Source organism: Aeromonas sp. FDAARGOS 1407, assembly GCF_019048725.1.
GTDB classification, from domain to species: Bacteria; Pseudomonadota; Gammaproteobacteria; order Enterobacterales; family Aeromonadaceae; genus Aeromonas; species Aeromonas enteropelogenes.
In genome coordinates this window covers 3,434,018-3,451,622 of record NZ_CP077399.1, presented here as the reverse complement: position 1 = coordinate 3,451,622, position 17,605 = coordinate 3,434,018, and the positions used below count along the sequence as shown (strand labels likewise).

Sequence of the window (17,605 nt, the reverse complement as noted above, 5' to 3'; positions counted from 1 at the left end):
CCATATTCTGTGTGATGGGACAATCAAGATGTCTAAAACAACACGCAAGCACTCGGATCTGATCTACGAGCTGGAAGACCAGCCCCCCTTTTCGCAAACCCTGATGGGCGCAGTGACCCATCTGCTGGCCATTTTTGTGCCCATGGTGACCCCGGCTCTCATCGTCGGCGGGGCCCTCGGCCTCTCCACCGAGACCACCGCCTATCTGGTCTCCATGGCGATGATCGCCTCCGGCATTGGCACCTGGCTGCAGGTGAACCGCTACGGTCCCATCGGCTCGGGGCTGCTCTCCATCCAGTCGGTCAACTTTTCCTTCGTTACCGTGATGATTGCGCTCGGCAGCGCCATGAAAAAAGATGGCCTGCACGAGGAGCTGATCGTCTCGACCCTGCTCGGGGTCTCTTTTGTCGGCGCCTTCCTGGTGATGGGCTCCTCCTTCGTACTGCCTTACCTCAAGCGGGTGATCACCCCGACCGTGAGCGGGGTGGTGGTGCTGATGATTGGCCTTAGCCTCATCAAGGTGGGGATCATCGACTTTGGCGGCGGCTTCTCCGCCATGAGCAGCGGTACCTTCGGCAAGTACGAGAACATCGGCCTGGGGCTGCTGGTGCTCTGTGTCATCGTCGCCTTCAACTGCAGCAAGAGCCCGCTGCTTCGCATGAGCGGCATCGCCATCGGCCTGCTGGTGGGCTATGTGGTGGCCCTGATGCTCGGCATGGTGGATTTTTCCCCGTTAAATGATCTGCCCCTGGTCACCATTCCGGTGCCGTTCAAATACGGCTTTACCTTCGATGCCCACGCCTTCCTCTTGGCAGGCACCATTTATCTCTTGAGCGTGCTGGAGGCGGTGGGGGACATCACCGCCACCGCCATGGTCTCGCGCCAGGAGATCCGCGGCCCCGAGTTTCAAAAACGGCTTTCCGGCGGCGTACTGGCGGACGGCCTGGTGTCGGTGATCGCCTCGGCCCTCGGTTCCCTGCCGCTCACCACCTTTGCCCAGAACAACGGCGTCATCCAGATGACCGGGGTGGCCTCGCGCCACGTGGGCAAGTTTATCGCCGTCATCCTGGTGCTGCTGGGGCTCTTCCCCGTGGTGGGGCGCTTCTTCACCACCATTCCGTCCCCGGTGATGGGGGGCGCCATGACCATCATGTTCTCCATGATCGCCATCGCCGGTGGTCGCATCATCATCAGCCACGGCTTCGATCGCCGCGAGACCCTGATTGTCGCCACCTCGCTGGGGCTGGGGCTCGGCGTCTCCTACGACCCGAACGTCTTCAAGGTGCTGCCCGCCGGCATCTACATGCTGGTAGAGAACCCCATCTGCGCCGGCGGCATCACCGCCATCATCCTGAATCTGGTGCTGCCCCAGAGCCGCAAGCACAAGGTGCTCAAGGGCGCCGAGGGGGTGGAAGTGATCCAGCTCAGCGACAAGCCGGACAGCGCCTTTCAGGCCGCCCCCGCCAGCCGGGAGGCAGTGCCCAGGGTAGAGGAAGCAGGGGTGAGTGCTCCCGGGATAGAGCGGGTCTGAATCTCATTACAGAACGATAAAAACAGGGACAAGGTTATGAACTACGACAACTCAGTCAAAGCCATCCGTGGCAGCTTTTTTGACATCACCCGGGTGGTGGATCACCCCGAGGAGATAGAGGCCCACGCCCGCCTCGTCGAGGATGGGCTCCTGATCATCCGCAACGGCTGCATCGACTGGTTCGGCCAGTGGGAAGAGGGCAAGGGGCGCATCCCGACCGAGGTGAGGGTGCGCGATTATCGCGGCAAGCTCATCGTGCCGGGCTTTGTCGACACCCACATTCATTACCCCCAGAGCGAGATGGTGGGGGCCTATGGCGAGCAGCTGCTGGAGTGGCTCAACCAGCACACCTTCCCGGCCGAGCGGCGCTACAACGATCGCGAGTATGCCCGCGAGATGTCCACCTTCTTTATCAAGCAGCTGCTGCGAAACGGCACCACCACGGCGCTGGTGTTCGGCACTGTTCACCCCGAGTCGGTGGATGCCTTGTTCGAGGCTGCCAGTCGCATCAATATGCGGATGATCGCGGGCAAGGTGATGATGGATCGCAACGCCCCCGACTACTTGCTGGATACTGCCGAGAGCAGCTATCTGCAGAGCAAGGCGCTCATCGAGCGCTGGCATGGCAATGGTCGCCTGCTTTATGCCATCACACCACGATTTGCCCCCACCTCGACACCCGAGCAGCTGGCGATGGCAAAACGACTGCGCGAGGAGTACCCCACCACCTATCTGCACACCCATCTGTGTGAAAACAAGGAGGAGATCGCCTGGGTCAAATCCCTCTTTCCCGAGCATCAGGGCTACCTCGACGTCTATCACCAGCACGGTCTCACTGGCCACAACTGCGTGTTTGCCCACTGCATCCACCTGGAAGAGCAGGAGTGGGACTGCCTCAAGGAGACCGACTCCACCATCGCGTTTTGCCCCACTTCGAACCTGTATCTCGGTAGCGGCCTCTTCAAGCTGCACAAGGCGTGGCACAAGCAGGTGAAGGTGGGGATAGGCACCGACATCGGTGCCGGCACCACCTTCAACATGCTGCAGACGCTGAACGAGGCCTACAAGGTGATGCAGCTGCAAAGCGAGCGGCTCTCGGCCTATCAGGCCTTCTATCTCGCCACCCTGGGGGGCGCCCATTCGCTGGGGCTGGACGAGAAGATAGGCAGCTTTGCCACGGGCAAGGAGGCGGATTTCGTGGTGCTCGACCCGGTCGCCACTCCACTGCAGCAGCTGCGTTACGACAACTCCACCACCTTGCGGGACAAGCTCTTTGTGCTGTTGACCCTGGGGGATGACAGATCCATCTACCGCACCTATGTGGATGGCCAGCTGGTGCACGAGCGAGGGTAGGGAAGGCAACGGGGCGGCGTGAAGTTGCCCCAGAGAACACGAAGGCTGGCAAACCCGCAAGGGGCGCCAGCATCGCAGACACCGGGGCCAGACCCCGGGACACAAGGGGAAATGGCCCGGTTTTGTTGACCAGCAAGGCAAACGTTTGAATCTGCCTGTTATCTGGTCTTGGCGCTGCGACAGGCCCGCAGGAGAGACCCGCAGTGAGTACCGCCATTTCGTCACGACACGCATGTCGTTACGACACATTCAGGTGTTTTCGAAAGGAGTTGGGTATGACCCAGGCAAACAGCAGGATACGCAGTGTGCAAGAGCAGGCCGGGCAGGAGATTGGCGAGGCCGGATCAGGACAAACACCCATGGGGGCGCTCGATCGCTTCTTCATGATCAGCGAGCGGGGCAGCAACGTGCGCCAGGAGGTGTTGGCCGGGCTCACCACCTTCCTCGCCATGGTCTATTCGGTGATCGTGGTGCCCAGCATGCTCGGCAAGGCGGGCTTTCCCCCCGGCGCTGTCTTTGTGGCTACCTGTCTGGTGGCGGGCTTTGGTTCGCTTTTGATGGGGCTTTGGGCCAAGCTGCCCATGGCCATCGGCTGCGCCATCTCGCTCACCGCCTTTACCGCCTTCAGCCTGGTGCTGGGGCAGCAGATCTCCATCCCGGTGGCGCTCGGCGCGGTCTTTTTGATGGGGGTACTGTTTACCGCCATCTCGGTGACCGGGGTGCGCAGCTGGATCCTTGATAACCTGCCGATGGGGATCGCCCACGGCACCGGCATCGGCATCGGCCTCTTCCTCTTGCTGATTGCCGCCAACGGGGTGGGGCTGGTGATCAAGAACCCGCTGGAAGGCTTGCCGGTGGCGCTCGGGGCCTTTACCTCCATGCCGGTGATCATGTCTCTCATCGGCCTTGCGGTGATCTTCGGCCTTGAAAAACTGCGGGTACCGGGCGGGATCCTGTTAGTCATCATCGCCATCTCTATCTTCGGTCTCATCTTCGATCCGGCGGTGACCTATCAGGGGCTGTTCGCCATGCCGAGCCTGGCGGATGCGCAGGGCAACTCCCTTATCTTCAGCCTCGACATCATGGGGGCCCTCTCGCCCCTGGTGCTGCCCAGTGTGCTGGCGCTGGTGATGACGGCGGTGTTCGACGCTACCGGCACCATACGGGCGGTGGCGGGCCAGGCCAATCTGCTGGACAAGGATGGCCACATCATCAACAGCGGCAAGGCGCTCAGTGCCGACTCGGTCAGCAGCATCTTCTCCGGCCTGGTGGGGGCGGCGCCGGCCGCCGTCTATATCGAGTCGGCGGCAGGCACGGCAGCGGGCGGCAAGACGGGGCTCACTGCCACCGTGGTGGGATGTCTCTTCCTGCTGATGCTGTTCCTCTCGCCGCTCTCCTACCTGGTGCCGGCCTATGCCACCGCGCCGGCCCTGATGTACGTCGGGCTCCTGATGCTGAGTAATGTCACCAAGCTTGATTTCAGTGACTCTGTCGGGGCCATGTCCGGCCTGGTGTGCGCCGTCTTCATCGTGCTCACCTGCAATATCGTCACCGGCATCATGCTGGGCTTCAGCGCCCTGGTGATCGGACGCGTCTGCTCCAACGAGTGGCGCAAGCTCAACCCCGGGACCGTCATCATCGCCCTGGCCCTGGTGATTTTCTACGCTGGGGGGTGGGCCATCTAGGGATGCCTACCCGTTTCGGGGCCGCCGTCAGGCGGCCCCGTTTTTTTGTGGGGAGAGGGGAATGTTTGGCAACAGTGGTTGGCTTCTCTTGTCGGTGTGGCAAGAGAGCGGGGCGCCTCTTTTTGCTATGTGAAAAGAGAGTCAGAGCCCCTTTGGCAGGAAAGATCTGGCCGCTACCATTTTGATAAAGCCAGCTACCAGATTGATACGTCCGCTCTTTCTGCTCTCCTTGTTTGCCACCCTGCTTGCCTGCCAATATCCGCGTCGGGGGCGAGAAATTCAGGCAGATGGGATCCCCTTCACACTTCTTGCCATCCTCACGTTCCCATGGGGAAACGGGCGCATATCTTGCTGTTTTTCATCTGGTTCTGGAATTTTCCCATCTGAAAAAGGACTGGATCATGTCCATAGGATTACCCCTCAAGCGGGTGGATGCCGAGGCCAAGGTGACCGGCAGCGCCCGCTACACCGATGACAACATCATGCTCGGCATGCGCCACGCCAAGTACGTGCGAAGCAACATCGCCCACGGCAGGGTGCTAACCATCGACGCCTCCGAGGCGCTGGCTCTGCACGGGGTCGAAGCCGTGTTTACCCATGAGGATGTGCCCGCCACCTGCTATCGCACCGCCGGCCACGCCTGGTCCCTCGATGAGGCCAAGCGGGATGTCAAAGACCGGCGTCTGCTTACCGACCATGTGCGCCACTTTGGCGATGGCGTCGCCATCGTGGTAGCCCGCGATCCCCTGGTGGCCGAGAAGGCCGCCGCCCTGGTCAAGGTGAGCTACGAGCCGCTGCCAGTGATGACGGATGCCCGGAGCGCCCTGGCCGACGATGCCCATCCCATCCACCCCGGCGGCAACCTGCTGCGGCAAAGCCAAATCCGGGCGGGGGAGCCGGAACAGGCCATCGCCGCCGCTGACGTTCAGTTCAAAGGCCACTATCAGACCCCTGTGGTGCAGCACTGCCATCTGGAGACGGTCACCTGTTACGCCTACATGGATCAGCCGGATCATATCGTGGTGGTCTCCAGCACCCAGATCCCCCAGATAGTGCGCAGCCGGGTGGCCAAGTCCCTCGGCCTGTCTTGGTCGAGTGTGCGGGTCATCAAGCCCTACATGGGGGGCGGTTTTGGCAACAAGCAGGATGTGCTGGAAGAGCCGATGGCGGCGTTTCTGAGCTACAAGCTCGGCGGCGTGCCGGTCAAGGTTTCCTTAAGCCGGGAAGAGTGCTTCTTTGCCTCTCGCACCCGCCACGGCTTTTCCATCGACGGCACCCTCGGTATCGACCGGGATGGCACCCTCAAGGGGTATCAGCTGGGCGTGCTCTCCAATACCGGCGGTTATGCCTCCCACGGCCATTCGATTGCCAGCGCCGGCGCCAACAAGATCAGCTACCTCTATCCACGCAGCGCCTTTGGCTACGATGCCAAGACCTTTTACAGCAACCTGCCCACCGCTGGCGCCATGCGCGGTTACGGCGCCCCCCAGGTGGTGTTTGCCCTCGAGTGCATGCTGGATGATGCCTGCGCCGAGCTGGGTCTGGATCCGCTCGCCGTGCGTATCGCCAACGTGGCCCGCGAGGGGGACGTCAATCAGGTCAACCAGAAGACCATCTACAGTGCGGGCTTGCCCGAGTGCCTGCGCCGGGGGGGCGAGCAGTTCGAATGGGAGCGGCTCAGAGCCGAGTGCCTGGCGCAGGACCCGGCGAGCCGGGTACGGCGCGGGGTGGGGGTGGCCTGTTTTAGCTATGGCTCCAACACCTATCCGGTGGGGGTGGAGATCGCCGGCGCCCGCATGCTGCTTAATCAGGATGGCACCGTCAATCTGCAGATCGGCGCCACCGAGATAGGGCAGGGGTCGGACACCGTCTTTGCCCAGATGGCGGCCCAGACTCTGGGGATCCCGTTTGAGCAGATCCGGGTCATCTCGACCCAGGATACCGATATCACTGCCTATGACCCGGGCTCGTTCGCCTCGCGCCAGAGCTATGTGGCGGCCCCCGCCATCCATCAGGCGGCGCTCCAGCTGCGGGCGCGCATCCTCTCGCTGGCGGCCCAGCTCTGCCATCAGGATGTGGGCTCGCTTACCCTGGTGGATGGTTATGTGGTGCTGGCCGGTGCACCGGACAAGGTGCTCATCAGCGTGGCCGAGGTGTCGGTCAATGCCTACTACCACCTCACCATCGGCGGCCAGATCACCTCGGAAGTCTCCCACAAGACCACCACCAACCCGCCGAGCTTTGGCTGCACCTTTGTCGATCTCAGTGTCGACATCGATCTCTGCAAGGTGACCATCAATCGCATCATCAACCTGCACGATGCGGGCAAGATCCTCAATCCGCAGCTGGCCGAGGGGCAGGTGCACGGCGGCATGGGGATGGGGATCGGCTGGTCCCTGTTCGAGGAGATGATCATCGATGCCAGGACTGGTGCGGTGCGCAACCCGAACCTGCTGGACTACAAGTTCCCCACCATGCTGGACTTGCCCGAGCTTGAGTGCGACTTCGTGCAGACCCATGAGCCCCAGTCGGTCTATGGCCACAAATCCCTGGGGGAGCCGCCCATCATCTCCCCCGGCCCGGCTATTCGAAACGCCATCAGGATGGCCACCGGCGTGACCATCAACGAGCTGCCCATCACCCCCAAGACCCTGTTTCGGGCGTTTGTCGCGGCGGGCTTGATCACCGAGGGCACAAGGGAGGAGCAACCCCATGTTTGATATTGCCCGTTACTATAAGGCCCACAGCGTGGCCGAGGCCGTTGCCCTGCGTCAGGCCGATCCCGAGGCGCGCCTCTTGGCCGGTGGTACCGACGTGATGATCCAGCTTCATCACCTCAATGCCGCTTATCGCCATATCGTCGATATTCACGACTTGCCCGAGCTCAAAGGTGTAAGCGAGCTGGCCGACGGTTCTATTCGCATTGGTTCCGGCACCACCTTTACCGAGCTCATCGAAAACGAGCTGGTGCAGCGCCGCCTGCCGATGCTGGCCGAGGCCGCCGCTACCATCGCCGGCCCGCAGATCCGCAACGTCGCCACCTATGGTGGCAACATCTGCAACGGCGCCACCAGTGCCGACTCGGCGGCGCCCACCGTGGCGCTGGAAGCCGAGCTGGAGATTGCCGGCCCGGGCGGTACGCGCCGCATCCCCATCGCCGGTTTTCACACCGGCCCCGGCAAGGTGGCGCTGCAACCGGCGGAAATCCTGGTGGCATTTCACTTTGCCCCGGACTCGCACCCCCATGCGGGATCCCACTACTTCAAGTACGCCATGCGGGGTGCCATGGATATCGCTACCATCGGCTGCGCCGCCTACTGCCAAATTGAGGATGGCCACTTCAAGCGTCTGCGGTTGGCTTATGGCGTAGCGGCACCGACGCCGGTGCGCACGCCCCACGCGGAAGCGGCGGCCGAGGGGCAACCCCTGACCCGGGCGACGCTCGTGGCCATCGCCGAGGCGGTGGTGGCCGACGTGGCGCCGCGCTCTTCTTGGCGGGCGGAGAAAGAGTTCCGCTTGCACCTTATCAAAACCCTGGCGCAGCGGGTGGTCACCTGCGCCGTCGAACGGGCCGGAGGCCAGATCCTATGATGCAACCGCAAACCTGTCCCGCTGTGGAGATCCAGTGCGAGATCAACGGCAAGCCCTACTCCTATGCGGTCTCGCCCAGTGTGTCGCTGCTTCACTTCCTGCGCGGCCTGGGGCTTATCAGCGTGAAAGAGGGGTGCAGCGTTGGCGAGTGCGGCGCCTGTACCGTTCGGGTGGATGGCGTGGCCCTCGACAGTTGCCTCTATCTGGCGGTATGGGCCGATGGCAAGTCCATCCGCACCGTGGAGGGGGAGCGCAAAGGTAACGAGCTCTCCGACGTGCAGCAGGCCTTTATCGACGAGGGGGCGGTGCAGTGCGGTTTTTGCACCCCGGGCCTGGTGATGGCGAGCGCGGCCCTGCTCGACAAGACCAAGCGTCGCCCGTTGACCGAGGCGGAGATCCGCCGCGGCCTTGCCGGCAACCTCTGCCGCTGCACCGGCTACCAGAACGTGGTGCGGGCGGTGAAAAAGTGCTGCAGAAGTGAGTGACCAGGCGCTGTACCTGCAAGCCGGATAGCAAAAAGGCCCGCCTTCATCAGGCGGGCCTTTTTATGGGGGATGGCAGGGGGATCACCCTTTTTGCTGGTCGATCACCAGTTTGCCATCCTTGACCGGGATGGTGGCCCCCGGCGCCTTGTCCATCCGGATCACCCCTTCCTGCCCCGCAAGGCGGTAGGTGACGTCATAGCCCAGAGTGCGGGTGCTGCTCTCCTGCACGGTTTTGCAGCGCTGCTCCGTGGTGGTGTAGGTATCCCCCGCCTGCATGTTGCCCTGCACCTGGTTGCCGGCATAGCCACCCGCGACTGCACCGGCGGCGGTCGCCACCTTCTTGCCGCTGCCGCCACCAAACTGGTGGCCGAGCACACCGCCCAGCGCCGCCCCTACCACTGTGCCCAGCACCTTGTGTTCATCCTGCACCGGCTTGCGGTGGGTCACGGTGACGTTGCGACACTCCTGACGGGGCGTCTTGATGGTTTCGGTCACCGGCTTGCTGGCGATCACCTCGGCGAAGGTGGGCTCGGGGGTAAAGAAACCACCGCTGGCCGCAGCCGACAACGCCAGTGCCGATGTAATACCGATCCCGATCCCCGCCATCATGGACTTGTTCATCTTCTCTTCTCCTGCAATCTCAATCTGGGTGCTTGGCTAGCCTGTATTCATCTTGTCAATAGCGCCCTGGTCGGACAAGGCGAGCCGGGGCTGGCTGCGACAGCCGCTGACAAGGTCAAAAAAGCGCCACTTCAAAAAGTGTCTGACTTTGGCGACAACGGCGAAAAAATCGCCGCGAAATGGCGATGTCGAGGGAACAAGAGGGGGCATGGGCCTATTGTGAGTCGCATTTTGCAATCATCTGGCATAGAGATGGCCTCGGGCGAGGCTTGTTGGGCGGTTCGAGAGCCCTGGGCGTGGGGATTGGGGGCAAGGAGTCAATCCGGCAAGGCTTTTGCAGCGTATGTGGCAAGAAGCGGAAATAAGTCAGGGGAGATGGATGGCGCGTTGACGCAGAGCCACAGCCAATCCGGGACCTGATACTGAAAGAGTGAGAAGGGGGACTTATGTCACTGTTACCCAGCTGGATCACCCCGGCCATCCAGGCCAACGTCATCACGACGCAGCAAGCCGAACGACTGCTCGCCTCCCTCTATCAGCCGCTGGCGGCAGACGGGGAAGAGTTGCCCGCCGACCTCGCAGACATCAGCCTCAAGCTCTACTGTTTTCGCCAGCAGGGGCGGGTGCGTCACTAACGCCGGCATAAGAAACACGCCGCCCAGCGGCGGCGTGTCACGGCATTGGCCGATCAGGCCAGCATCACCTGCAGCACCAGCATCAGGGCGCCAAAGCCCAGCACGAAGCCCACCATGGGCAGCACGAACTTGACCCACTTGTTGAACTGGATGCCGAGCATCTGCAGGGTGACCAGCACCAGGCCGGTGGGGGCCAGGAACAGCATGGCGTATTGTCCCCAGTTATAGGCCGACACCACTATGTAGCGCGGGATCATCACGGTATCCGCCAGCGGCGCCATGATGGGCATGGAGAGTACCGCGAGCCCCGAGGAGGAGGGCACCACCAGTCCCAGCAAGGTGAAGACCAGCATCTGGCTCACCGCGAACACGGCGCCGTGCATGCCGGAGACCAGATCGGAGGCATAGGCCAGTATGGTGTCCGAGATCATCCCCTGATCCAGCACCAGGTTGACCCCCCGTGCCAGCCCTATGATGAGGGAGACGGCCACCAGCTCGGAGGCTCCCTGGGTGAAGGCTTCAACCGCCTCTTTCTCCTTCAGCCCCGAGATGAAAATGATGATGATGGCGATGGTGAGGAAGGAGGCAGCCATCTGCGGGAACCACCAGCCGGCCATGGAGACGCCCCACACCATCAGCGGGAAAGCGAGGATGAACAGGGTCAGGATGATCTTGCGGCGCAGGGTGAAGGATACGCCCTCATCCATGGAGCCCTCTTTCAGGAAGCGGGCCCGGAAGCTGTCTCTGTCCTCATAGGTGTAGGAGAAGGCCGGATTGGCCTTGAGCTTCTTGCAGTACCAGTAGAGATAGGCGATCACCACCAGGGTGCCCACCAGGCAGCCGACCGCACGGAAGATGAGCCCCTCGGTGAAGGGAATGCCGGCGGCATTGGAGGCGATCACCACGGAGAAGGGGTTGATGGTGGAGAAGGTGGTGCCCATGGAGGCGGCGAGGAAGATGGCCCCCACACAGACGATGGAGTCATACCCGAGCGCCAGGAAGATGGGCACCAGGATGGGGTAGAAGGCAACCGCCTCCTCTTCCAGCCCGCAGGTGGTGCCCCCCAGCGCCATCACCAGACAGACCAGGGCCACGAACAGGAACTCGTTGCCTTGTGTCTTGCGCGACAGTGCCACCAGGCCCGCACTGAAGGCTCCCGTCTTGTTGATGACGCCGATAAGCCCGCCGAGCACCAGGATGAAGACGATGATGTCCGCCCCCTCTATGGTGCCCTTGACCATGCTGACCGCCACGTCACCGAGCCCCTTGGGGGCCTGCTCCAGTCGCTCATAGGTGCCGGGAATGGCGATGGGCTTGCGAATGGTGCCGTTGATGAACTGGGCAACGTCGATATTGATATTCAATTTCTCAAGCTCTGCCTGGGTGGCGGGCACCTGGCTGGTTTCCCCCTGCGGTGTGTTGACCATCAAGGTAGCGCTGGCGGGATTATAGGAGAGCTTGGCATAGGCCCCCGCCGGAATAATCCAGGTGAGGGCAATAGCCAGCAACATGATCAGAAACAGAATGGTAAACGCGGTGGGGAATTGTCTCCGGGTCTTGGTATTCGGCTCGGCACACATAAAATGCTCCTCGATAAAGCAGGTTAAGGTTCGGCGGAATATCGGGTCGATAGGGTTCCTTCGTCATGACAGAGAAGTGCGCAGTTTGACTGCCAGCTGCGCACTCGTTGGCGAGAAATCTGGCCTGATATTGAACATCCGGTGGATTGTTTCAGGACGTAACCATAACGTGCTGGAAAGGGGATGAACATGGTACTCACTCGGCTTTATGGGCTGGTTCACAGAATATATTTCCGGCGTTCACAAACGTTAATTTCATGTTATTTGGTACGTCGTAATACTTATTTCATAATTATTCCTGATGTCGCCTTTGAATTTATTTTCGGGTGATGGCTGGATGAAAATAAATATATCTGGAGTGCGTATTTGGCTTGCTCCGAACCGCTCGCGCTATATCAATATTCAGCACAGGGAAAAGGCTTGGGGGTTGCCCGAATGAGAGCTTGAAAAAAGCCCCGCTCAAGATGCCGCACTCACGCTTTTAAAGCCTCATACGGATTCCAATACGACGTTTTGCTAATGGTTACCGCTCCCCCTCCCTGATACCCTGCCATTTTCGCAAGAGACCCACCCGAAGCATGATGCCCGGGTGTGGTGCCCGGTCCGTACCCAGACCGGATGAGTCCCCGCTTTGTGCCATATGTGAGGAAGGAACCCGATGACAAAGCAGAACATCTATGAGATGGGCCTTGAGCAGACATCCGCTAATTTCGATCCCCTGACCCCCATCAGCTTTCTGGCGCGGGCGGCCCGTGTCTATCCCGACTATCCGGCGGTGATCCACGGTCCCTTGCGCCAAACCTGGGCCCAGACCGAACGGCGCTGCCGTCAGCTGGCCTCGGCCCTCGGCCTGCACGGCATCGGTGAGGGGGATACGGTATCCATCGTGGCCCCCAATACGCCGGCCATGTTCGAAGCCCATTTCGGGGTGCCCATGAGTGGTGCCGTGCTCAACACCATCAACACCCGGCTCGATGCCGACGCCATGGCGTTCATCTTTCAGCATGCCCAGAGCAAGGTGGTGCTGGTAGACAGGGAGTTTGGCGCCGTGGTGCAAAAGGCGCTGGCACTTATCGAGAGCAAGCCGCTGCTGGTCGCCATCGATGATCCCCTCTATCAACAGGGGGAGATGATAAGCGAGCTCACCTATGAAGCTTTTGTCGCCATGGGGGATGGCGAAGCGCCCGGCTGGCTGCCAAAGGATGAGTGGCAGGCGATTTCCCTGAACTACACCTCGGGCACCACCGGCAATCCCAAGGGGGTGGTCTATCACCATCGCGGCGCCCATCTCAATGCGGTCAACAACGTGCTCTCCTGGGAGCTGCCCAAGCATCCTGTCTACCTCTGGACCCTGCCGATGTTCCATTGCAACGGCTGGTGTTTCCCCTGGACGCTGGCCGCGACCGCCGGGGTGAGTGTCTGTCTGCGTCATGTGCAGGCGGCGGCCATCTATGAGGCACTGCACGAACACAAGGTGAGTCACTTCTGCGCGGCGCCCATCGTGCTCAACATGCTCAACAATGCCGATCCGGCCCTCAAGCAGGGGCTGGATCACCCCATCAAGGTGATGACAGCAGGGGCGGCACCTCCCGCCACCGTGATCGCCGGCATGGAGGCGATGGGGATCGCCGTGACTCATGTCTATGGCCTGACCGAAACCTATGGCCCCTGCGTGCTGTGTGAACCGCAGCGCAGCTGGCAAGGGCAGGATGCCACCACGCTCTCTCGCCTCAAGGCTCGCCAGGGGGTGGCATCGCCGCTGCAAGGGGAGATGCGGGTCATCAATCCGGTCAGTGGCGAGGTGGTCCCCAAAGATGGCAAGACCATGGGGGAAATCGTGCTGCGCGGCAACGTGGTGATGAAAGGCTATCTCAAGAACCCGGCGGCCACCGCAGAGGCGATGGCGGAGGGGTGGTTCAGGAGCGGCGATCTGGCGGTGTGGCACCCAGATGGTTACGTGGAGATCAAGGACAGATCCAAGGACATCATCATCTCGGGCGGGGAGAACATCTCCAGTCTGGAGGTGGAGGATGTGCTCTACCGTCATCCCGATGTGGACGAGGTGGCGGTGATCGCCATGCCGGACGAGAAGTGGGGAGAGGTGCCTTGCGCCTTCGTCAAGCTCAAGGAGGGGCGTGAGGCGAGCCAGGCCGAGCTTATCGCCTTCTGCCGCGAGCAGATGGCCCACTTCAAGGCGCCCAAGCGGATCATCTTCACTCCGCTGCCCAAGACTTCCACCGGCAAGGTACAAAAATTCATGTTGCGCCAGCAGCTGTAAGAAAAGTGACGGGGTGGGGGGCTTCCCCTCACCCCCGGTTATTGCTCAGCAGGCGATGCAATTGCGGCCAATCTGTTTGGCCCGATAGAGCATCTGATCGGCGCGGGCATAGAAGCTCTCCATCTGCTCCCCGTGCTCGTTTTGTACCAGACCTGCGCTGATAGTGATGACGAGGCTGCTGCCATCGGGCAGTGTCAGCGGTTTGTTCATGACAGTATGCCGTAACCGCTCCGCCAGGGAGGCGGCGGCCGTCAGGTGGGTCTCGGGCAACAGGATGGCAAATTCGTCCCCCCCGATCCGGGCCAGCACATCTTCACTGCGCAGTACGGGTTGCATCACCTGACTCAGATGGATCAAAGCCCTGTCCCCCAGAGGGTGGCCGAAGCGATCATTGATGGTCTTGAACTGATCCACGTCCATCAGGATCAGCACCGAGTGACTGTGATGGCGGGTATTGAAGTTCAGCTGCTTGTCGCACAGCTCGAAGAAGAAACGGCGGTTGTAGAGCTCGGTGAGACTGTCGCGTACCGACTGGGCATGCAACTGCTCCTTGAGGTGGTGCAACTCAGTGATGTCGGATGAAAAACCGATCAGGGTAGGGGTGCCATTGGCCAGGACAAAGGGCACTTTCACCGACCAGTAGTAGTGCATCTTGCCCTGCTCATCGAACAGGCATTCCTCGCCGGCCTGGGTTTCACCGGTCGCAAACACTTTCCCATCCATCTGCTGCAACTGGGCGGCGATCTCCGCCGGCAACAGATCATCGTCGCGCATGTTGACCATCTGCTCGGGAGGCATGCCAAACAGCTCAGAGGTCTTCTGGTTGACGTAGAGGTAACGATGCTGGGTGTCCTTCATGTAGATGTAGGCATCGACGTGGGCGAGGATGATCTCGAGCAGTTGGTGCTGCTCCGCCAGCTTGGCCTCGATGGCCTTGCGCTCCGTGATATCGGTGGCGATGCCGCACAGGCCGATCAGGCGCGCCTCCTCGTCGTACATCGGCTTCTTGACGCTCAGATAAATGCGCGGCTCACCGGTCGCCTTGATGTAGTTGATCTCCTCGTCGGCGACGGTGATCTGCTGCTCCAGCACCTGGCGATCGTTGCGCCGCAGGGCGTCCGAGTCATTCAGGTTGAAAAAGCGGCTGTCGTCCTGCCCCTTCAACTGGGCCAGGGTACAGCCAAACAGATCCAGCACCGCCTGGTTGGCATAGGTGTAACGTCCGGCCAGATCCTTGGTGAAGATGTAGGCGCCAATCTCGTTGAAGATGGCTTTGAGCTGCTGCAGCTCTTGCTGGAGCTGGATGAGTGAAGCGGGAGGTTCCTGCATGAGTATATGGCCATCCTTGGAAGACACGATGGGATGGGTGGCAAAGGCGCCCACACCAACGCGCATCAATACTGCTAAATTAAGCTCCACTATCGGAAAAAATAGTGAATTTTCCGCGCCTTATGAGCTATGTCACAATGTTGTCAGTAGTCGAAACAAAAAAGACATCATATGAGTCTTTGTTTGTGCTACCGAAAGAGACGATTGTCGGCGCGTCCGTTTCCGCCGCCATTCATGTAGGCACACTCATGTTATGGATATTGGTGTCTGTGGTGTGAAATCGCCACTTAAGGGGCGAAAAACGGGCTGAACGGAAAGGAGGTTTGACGGTGAGCCGAGGGGACCGGAATCCTGCTTATGTTCATGCCTAATGCAAGCAGCATCACGGAAGGCAAACATGGCAATAAAAAAGGATGGCGCCGAAGCAACCACCCTTTCTGTGGTGTCAGCCCGGCATCATGGTTGCCGGGAGATATCCTGTATGCCGGATCAGGCCTTTTTCAGGTAGGCGGCAACCAGCACGATCTGCACACCATTGACCTTGCCTTCGATGTGCAGGGGGTTGTTGGTCAGGCGGATGCCCTTGACCAGGGTGCCGCGCTTGGCGGTGAAGCCGGCGCCTTTCACGTCCAGATCCTTGATCAGGGTGACGGAGTCGCCCTCTTGCAGCACGGCGCCGTTGGAATCGACGGTCGGTACGCTGTCGTCATCCTCATCGGCCATACCCGCTTCGGCCCAAGCCTTGGTCTCGTCTTCCATGTACATCATGTCCAGCAGATCCTGGGCCCACACTTCACCCTGACCGGACAGGGCCTTCAGCTGGCGCCATGCCATCACCTGTACTGCCGGCACCTGGCTCCACATGCTGTCACCCAGGCAACGCCAGTGGTTGACCACCAGAGTGTCCGGTTGTTCCAGCTGACCACGGCAGGTGTCACAGAGGGCAACGCTGTGATCATCGTCGCTGGCGGGGGAGTGAGGTACCACGAAGGCAGTCAGCTCCTGCTCGGCGCTGCACAGTTCACACTTGGCGCCCGCGCGCGCCTGCAGAATGGCGTTGATGGTCATGTTTTTGGTCCCATTGCTATTGGTAAAACGGCCCGCACCAGGCTTGCCGCGTAAAAGAGGGGGCGGAATATAGCATAAAACCCTGTACTTTGTCAGGTTGAGCCTGGACGTTGCGGTGAGGGTGATGATTTTTTGTCTGTAAAAAGCGCTATTGACGCCGTGGCGGGAGTGCATTTTGAAAGGGGATCGCTAGAATGAGCCTCCTTTTTGCTGCTGGATAAAGGCTCCCGTGCTGGCTCAACGTTTTCAACAACTGGATCGACTGCTCACCCGGCACAGGCGCTGGTGGCAATATCAACCCTACCACCACCTGACGATGCCCTTTACAGAGGAGGCCCCCGAGCTGGTGGCTCAGCTCAATGAGCTGACCTGCGAAGAACTCGAGGCGCTCGATGGGGACATGGATGCGCTGGCACGCCTGCTCGCGCCCTGGATTGCGGAGGGGCCGGAACTGCAACAACTCAGTCGGCTTGAGCCCTTCACGCCCGAGCCCATTACTTGCAGCAAGGGTATGGCGAGCCACATGCCTGGGCGCAAGCAGGCCCAGATAGAGGCCTTCACCGCCTGCCTGCCCCCCCATCAGGGGCCTTATCTGGAGTGGTGTGCGGGCAAGGGGCACCTTGGCCGGCTGGTATCGCTCCATCGCAAGACCCGGGTGTCGAGCCTGGAGCTGCAGCCACAGCTTTGCGAAGAGGGGCGTCAGCTGGCCGAGCGCGACGGGGCGACCATGACCTTCACCTGCGCCGATGCCTTTTCCCCGGGCTCCGCCCTGCTGCTGGCCCCGGAGCACCACGCCATGGCCCTGCATGCCTGCGGCGAGCTGCATACCCATCTGCTGGAACGGGTTGCCGAGCGCAGGGCGCGCGGGGTGACCATCTCCCCTTGCTGTTATCACCTGATCCGCAGCGTCGACTATCGGCCGCTGTCGGCGCTGGCCCGGGCAAGTGCACTGCGCCTTAGCAAAGCGGATCTCAAGTTGCCGCTGCAGGAGACGGTGACCGGTGGCGCCCGCATCACCCGTCTGCGTGAGCAGGAGGTGGTGTGGCGACTGGCGTTCGACTGCCTGCAGCGCCAGGTGCGCGGGGTAAACGCATATCTGCCGGTTCCCAATATGCAAAAAAGCCTGCTCGCCGGCTCTTTCGAGGCATTTTGCCAATGGGCAGCTGCACGCAAGGGAATGGTATTGCCTGAGGACCTCGATTATCCCACCTTTGTGGTGCAGGGGGAGCGCCGTTTTGGCGATGTGGCCCGTATGGAGTTGGTACGCCACCTGTTTCGCCGCCCCCTCGAGATCTGGTTGGCCCTCGATCGGGCGCTCTTCTTGCAAGAGCAGGGCTATCGGGTCGAGGTGGGAGAGTTTTGTGCCAAGCCCATGACCCCGCGCAACATTCTGATCCGCGCCTGGCGTTCCTGATGGGGTGATGAGAGGGGCTTAAAGCCTCTCTGCTC

13 protein-coding genes are annotated in these 17,605 nt (G+C 61.1%); 9 read left to right on the top strand and 4 right to left on the bottom strand.

All coding sequences use genetic code 11. From position 1 onward, the window contains the following. Positions 1 to 28 precede the first annotated feature (28 nt). The 6 genes from I6L37_RS16280 to xdhC all read left to right on the top strand — a co-directional run bounded on the left by I6L37_RS16280 (position 29) and on the right by xdhC (position 8,645). Positions 29 to 1,531, top strand: a complete 1,503-nt coding sequence (locus tag I6L37_RS16280; RefSeq protein ID WP_254203500.1) for a nucleobase:cation symporter-2 family protein — start codon at positions 29 to 31, stop codon at positions 1,529 to 1,531. Between the two features lie 36 nt (positions 1,532 to 1,567). Continuing rightward, positions 1,568 to 2,884: a guanine deaminase gene (guaD, locus tag I6L37_RS16275; RefSeq protein WP_042069273.1), complete on the top strand. Its 1,317-nt coding sequence runs from the start codon at positions 1,568 to 1,570 to the stop codon at positions 2,882 to 2,884. 359 nt (positions 2,885 to 3,243) lie between these two features. Next, positions 3,244 to 4,569: an NCS2 family permease gene (locus tag I6L37_RS16270; RefSeq protein ID WP_042026467.1), complete on the top strand. Its 1,326-nt coding sequence runs from the start codon at positions 3,244 to 3,246 to the stop codon at positions 4,567 to 4,569. A gap of 401 nt (positions 4,570 to 4,970) precedes the next feature. Continuing rightward, the gene (xdhA, locus tag I6L37_RS16265) at positions 4,971 to 7,289 is read left to right on the top strand and encodes a xanthine dehydrogenase molybdenum-binding subunit XdhA (protein ID WP_216992392.1); all 2,319 of its coding nucleotides are present in this window, start codon (positions 4,971 to 4,973) and stop codon (positions 7,287 to 7,289) included. Continuing rightward, positions 7,282 to 8,160 carry a xanthine dehydrogenase FAD-binding subunit XdhB gene (xdhB, locus tag I6L37_RS16260; RefSeq protein WP_216992391.1) on the top strand — a complete coding sequence of 293 codons (879 nt, stop codon included), beginning with the start codon at positions 7,282 to 7,284 and terminating at the stop codon, positions 8,158 to 8,160. The genes xdhA and xdhB overlap by 8 nt, the downstream gene beginning before the upstream one ends. Next, positions 8,157 to 8,645, top strand: coding sequence for a xanthine dehydrogenase iron sulfur-binding subunit XdhC (xdhC, locus tag I6L37_RS16255; RefSeq protein ID WP_216992390.1), 489 nt, complete (start codon positions 8,157 to 8,159; stop codon positions 8,643 to 8,645). Before xdhB ends, xdhC begins: the two co-directional genes overlap by 4 nt. Positions 8,646 to 8,726: 81 nt before the next feature. Here xdhC and I6L37_RS16250 read toward each other — a convergent pair whose 3' ends face one another. After that, positions 8,727 to 9,266: a glycine zipper 2TM domain-containing protein gene (locus I6L37_RS16250; protein WP_042069279.1), complete on the bottom strand. Its 540-nt coding sequence runs from the start codon at positions 9,264 to 9,266 to the stop codon at positions 8,727 to 8,729. A gap of 446 nt (positions 9,267 to 9,712) precedes the next feature. On the opposite strand from I6L37_RS16250, the gene I6L37_RS16245 reads away from it, so the two are divergent. Next, positions 9,713 to 9,901, top strand: coding sequence for a hypothetical protein (locus I6L37_RS16245; RefSeq protein ID WP_216992389.1), 189 nt, complete (start codon positions 9,713 to 9,715; stop codon positions 9,899 to 9,901). A 53-nt stretch (positions 9,902 to 9,954) separates the two neighbouring features. Here the strand turns inward: I6L37_RS16245 and I6L37_RS16240 are convergent, their stop codons facing one another. After that, entirely contained in the window at positions 9,955 to 11,481 is a 1,527-nt protein-coding gene (locus I6L37_RS16240) for a YfcC family protein (protein ID WP_216992388.1), read from the bottom strand. A 658-nt stretch (positions 11,482 to 12,139) separates the two neighbouring features. On the opposite strand from I6L37_RS16240, the gene I6L37_RS16235 reads away from it, so the two are divergent. Then, positions 12,140 to 13,759, top strand: coding sequence for an acyl-CoA synthetase (locus tag I6L37_RS16235; RefSeq protein WP_201939624.1), 1,620 nt, complete (start codon positions 12,140 to 12,142; stop codon positions 13,757 to 13,759). 45 nt (positions 13,760 to 13,804) lie between these two features. Here the strand turns inward: I6L37_RS16235 and I6L37_RS16230 are convergent, their stop codons facing one another. Together I6L37_RS16230 and I6L37_RS16225 are read right to left on the bottom strand one after the other, a co-directional pair. Next, positions 13,805 to 15,088 (bottom strand): diguanylate cyclase, encoded by a 1,284-nt coding sequence (locus I6L37_RS16230; protein WP_216992387.1) that lies wholly within the window; start codon positions 15,086 to 15,088, stop codon positions 13,805 to 13,807. 489 nt (positions 15,089 to 15,577) lie between these two features. Further along, positions 15,578 to 16,156 (bottom strand): alkylphosphonate utilization protein, encoded by a 579-nt coding sequence (locus I6L37_RS16225; RefSeq protein WP_042069286.1) that lies wholly within the window; start codon positions 16,154 to 16,156, stop codon positions 15,578 to 15,580. 229 nt (positions 16,157 to 16,385) lie between these two features. On the opposite strand from I6L37_RS16225, the gene I6L37_RS16220 reads away from it, so the two are divergent. Further along, positions 16,386 to 17,570, top strand: coding sequence for a methyltransferase (locus tag I6L37_RS16220; RefSeq protein ID WP_216992386.1), 1,185 nt, complete (start codon positions 16,386 to 16,388; stop codon positions 17,568 to 17,570). Positions 17,571 to 17,605: the final 35 nt, after the last annotated feature.

What these genes read in the sequence shown, in the direction of transcription:
- guaD (WP_042069273.1), top strand. Translation starts at nt 1,568, where the DNA reads ATGAACTACGACAACTCAGTCAAAGCCATCCGTGGCAGCTTTTTTGAC.
- xdhB (WP_216992391.1), top strand. Translation starts at nt 7,282, where the DNA reads ATGTTTGATATTGCCCGTTACTATAAGGCCCACAGCGTGGCCGAGGCC.
- xdhA (WP_216992392.1), top strand. Translation starts at nt 4,971, where the DNA reads ATGTCCATAGGATTACCCCTCAAGCGGGTGGATGCCGAGGCCAAGGTG.
- I6L37_RS16230 (WP_216992387.1), bottom strand. Translation starts at nt 15,088, where the DNA reads ATGCAGGAACCTCCCGCTTCACTCATCCAGCTCCAGCAAGAGCTGCAG.
- I6L37_RS16240 (WP_216992388.1), bottom strand. Translation starts at nt 11,481, where the DNA reads ATGTGTGCCGAGCCGAATACCAAGACCCGGAGACAATTCCCCACCGCG.
- I6L37_RS16270 (WP_042026467.1), top strand. Translation starts at nt 3,244, where the DNA reads ATGGGGGCGCTCGATCGCTTCTTCATGATCAGCGAGCGGGGCAGCAAC.
- I6L37_RS16280 (WP_254203500.1), top strand. Translation starts at nt 29, where the DNA reads ATGTCTAAAACAACACGCAAGCACTCGGATCTGATCTACGAGCTGGAA.
- I6L37_RS16235 (WP_201939624.1), top strand. Translation starts at nt 12,140, where the DNA reads ATGACAAAGCAGAACATCTATGAGATGGGCCTTGAGCAGACATCCGCT.
- I6L37_RS16245 (WP_216992389.1), top strand. Translation starts at nt 9,713, where the DNA reads ATGTCACTGTTACCCAGCTGGATCACCCCGGCCATCCAGGCCAACGTC.
- I6L37_RS16225 (WP_042069286.1), bottom strand. Translation starts at nt 16,156, where the DNA reads ATGACCATCAACGCCATTCTGCAGGCGCGCGCGGGCGCCAAGTGTGAA.
- I6L37_RS16250 (WP_042069279.1), bottom strand. Translation starts at nt 9,266, where the DNA reads ATGAACAAGTCCATGATGGCGGGGATCGGGATCGGTATTACATCGGCA.
- xdhC (WP_216992390.1), top strand. Translation starts at nt 8,157, where the DNA reads ATGATGCAACCGCAAACCTGTCCCGCTGTGGAGATCCAGTGCGAGATC.